Genomic DNA, 1,142 nt, shown 5'->3' on the forward strand with positions numbered 1-1,142 from the left:
GATCCCCGGCTAGCTGTACTGATCGGGCACGTTGGTCGAGATCGTGTGACGACACGATCTGAATGAGCTTGGAAGGCGAAGACCTCCGGGCGTGGAGTGGAGCTGTCTAAGGAACCGCTCCGACACCCTGGAGGTCTTCGTGTCCCACGCTAACGCTGCACTGACCGCACGCGCCCGCTTGAGGTTGGCGCGCCTTATCGTCGAGCAGGGCTGGCCCATCGCTCGAGCCGCCGAGCGCTACGACGTGTCATGGCCGACCGCGAAGCGGTGGGCCGACAGGTACCGCCACCTCGGACCGACTGGCATGAACGACGCATCGTCACGCCCCCACCGCTCCCCAAACAAGGTGCCGCAGCCGGTGGTGCGCAAGATCGTGCACCTGCGGTGGAAGCACCGCCTCGGTCCGGTGCAGATCGCCGACCGCGTCGGCCTGGCACCCTCGACGGTTCACAAGGTGCTGGTCAGGTGCCGGCTCAACCGGCTCACCCACGTCGATCGAGCCACCGGTGAGCCGATCCGCCGCTACGAGCACGACCACCCCGGTTCACTGATCCACGTCGATGTGAAGAAGCTCGGCAACATCCCCGACGGTGGCGGCTGGCGCTACCTGGGACGCCAGCGCGGCGACCAGCATCGGATCGCCACCCGCAACCGCACCGGGATCAGCAACGCCTACCGCCAACCCAAGGTCGGGACCGCGTTCGTCCACACCGTCATCGACGACCACTCCCGCGTCGCCTACGCCGAGATCCACGACGACGAGACAGCCGCCACCGCCGCCGGAGTGCTCTACCGCGCCGTGGCGTGGTTCGCCGCACGCGACGTCGTCGTCGAGCGGGTCCTGTCCGACAACGGCAGTGCCTACCGCAGTTCCTTGTGGCGTGACACCTGCGCCGACCTCGGCATCGCTGTAAAGAAAACCCGCCCTTACCGACCGCAGACCAACGGCAAGATCGAACGCTTCCACCGCACCATGGCCGACGGCTGGGCATTCAAGAAGTTCTACAACTCCGAATCCGCCCGCCGAGCAGCTCTGCCAGCATGGCTGCACGAGTACAACCACCACCGGCCCCACACCGCAATCGGCGGGTCAGCACCGATCACCCGGTTGACCAACCTCACCGATCAGTACAGCTAGCCGG

1 protein-coding gene is annotated in these 1,142 nt (G+C 66.4%); it reads left to right on the plus strand.

Features of this window, described 5'->3' with window-relative positions; all coding sequences use genetic code 11:
• The first annotated feature begins 139 nt into the window (after nt 1-139).
• Nucleotides 140-1,138: an IS481 family transposase gene (locus J3P41_RS18365; RefSeq protein ID WP_210652248.1), complete on the plus strand. Its 999-nt coding sequence runs from the start codon at nt 140-142 to the stop codon at nt 1,136-1,138.
• Nucleotides 1,139-1,142: the final 4 nt, after the last annotated feature.

It is taken from the genome of Nocardioides sp. SYSU D00065, from assembly GCF_017916425.1.
Classification (GTDB): domain Bacteria; phylum Actinomycetota; class Actinomycetes; order Propionibacteriales; family Nocardioidaceae; genus Nocardioides.